The following is a 1,771-nucleotide window of genomic DNA, read 5'->3' on the forward strand; positions in this document are numbered from 1 at the left end:
GGGTGGCCAGCCGGTCCACCGCCTGCGGGCCCGCGTACTCGTCGGGCATCGGCAGTTCCATGCCGGGCTGGATGACCAGCCCGGTGGCCACCATCGGCAGCGCCATTGTCGGTGCGGCCCACGCGTCGCCCGGTTCCGGCGTCGGGGTGGCCGGCGGCGTGTGGGTCAGCACGTCGGGCAGCTGCACCTCGGGGGTCGGCTCGGTGTCGGCCAGGCTCGCCGCGACCGGCGCGGTGCCGGCGGCCGTCGCCGTGGTCACGGTGGCGGCCGGTTCGGTGGCGGGGGCGGCCGGTTCGGTCGCGGCGGCCACCGACTTGAGCCAGACCGGCTGGCCGGCGACGACGAGCACGACCGCGTCGCAGGCATCGGCGACCGCGCGGTTGGCCGCGCCCAACGCGTCGGTGAACGCCCGGCCCAGCGGGGTGGTCGGCACCAGCGACAGCCCCACCTCGGGGCTCACCAGCACCACCCGGGCGGCGCACCCACGGATCGCCTCGGCCAGCTCGGCGATCGTCGCCACGTCGTCGGCGGGTTGGTGGTCGGGGTCGAGCAGCACCGTCACCCAGCCGCCGAGGTCGTCGACGAGCACCGTCTCGTTGGTCTCGGCGGACGCCAGCACGTCGGCCAGCCGGCGCGGGTCCTCGGTGGTCTCCTCGGTGGTCCAGCTGCCCGGCCGACGGGCGCGGTGCGCCGCCAGCCGGGTCGCCCACTCGGTGTCCTCCGGGTCGCCCTCGGGCGCGGTGGCGACGTAGCGGACCACCGGCGCGTCGGTGACCAGGGACTCGGCGAACTCGGACTTGCCGGACCGGATACCGCCGAGCACCAGGACCGTGTTCCACCCGTCTACGGACATGCCCGTACCTTAAGGCCGCCCGGGCTCGCGGTGCCTGCCGGCCCGGTGCTCGCCGTCGTTCAGTCGCAGTGTTCGAACCCGCTGCCGTAGCTGACCCCGCCGGTGGAGCCGCCCCACTTGACGCACGTCCCGGCGGCGCTGGCCCGCACCGGCCCGGCGTAGTAGTCGAAGGACCCGCTGTCGGTGCTGCGGGCCCGACCCTGCACCTCCAGGTACGCCGAGGCCGCCGACTTCGCGCCGACCGCGGTGTCCTTGAGGGTGACCACGCAGTTGGTGCCGGTGCCCGCGTGGTACAGCAGGAAGACCCGACCCTTGCGCTGCCCGTCGCCGCCGGTCAGCGTCGCCGAGTCGATCACCTGGTAGCCGCTGCCGCACGCCTGGGCGGCGGTGTACGGGTTGGGTCGGCTGGACGGAGTGCGGCTGGGCGTGGGTCGGCTGCTGGCGGTGGCGGTCGGCGGGTCGCCCGGCATCGGGGTGCGGGCGGGGTTGCCGCTGGTCGACGCGTCGACGGGGGAGCCGGACGGGCCGGCCGTCGCGGTGCGGCTGGCGCTCGGCGTCGTGCTGGGCCGAGGCCCGCTGGTCGTCGCGTCTCCGGGCGGCAGCGGAGCGTCGGCGACCGTCGCCGATTCGCCGGCCAGCGCGGGTGGCTGATCCGTTGAACCCGACTTCGCTTCGGGTCGAAGCGCCACCACGGCCACCGCGACGACGAGCGCGACGAGAGCGACAGCACCTGCCCCGACCAGCAGCGGACGACGGCGGCCCGATGGCCCGCTCCCGAGCGCGTCCTCCCGGGTCGGCTTCGGCTCGGTCGTCGCTTCGCTCGCCGGTGGGCGTAGAGCGGCGGGCCCTGCCGACACCGACCCGGCGGGCGGCGTCGCCGCGACCGACGGTGCGGAAGCCAGGCCGGCTGGCGGAAGG

The 1,771-nt window shown here is 76.1% G+C and carries 1 protein-coding gene and 1 pseudogene; both read right to left on the minus strand.

Going from position 1 to position 1,771, the window contains the following annotated elements:
* Positions 1–853 (minus strand): bifunctional adenosylcobinamide kinase/adenosylcobinamide-phosphate guanylyltransferase (gene cobU / locus KBX53_RS32040; protein WP_210863567.1); only part of this gene is annotated, 853 nt, incomplete at its 3' end.
* Positions 854–912: 59 nt separating this feature from the next.
* Positions 913–1,771 (minus strand): annotated as a pseudogene (locus tag KBX53_RS32045) (hypothetical protein); the annotation flags it as partial.

This window comes from Micromonospora sp. M51, from assembly GCF_018070305.1.
GTDB classification, from domain to species: domain Bacteria; phylum Actinomycetota; class Actinomycetes; order Mycobacteriales; family Micromonosporaceae; genus Micromonospora; species Micromonospora parva.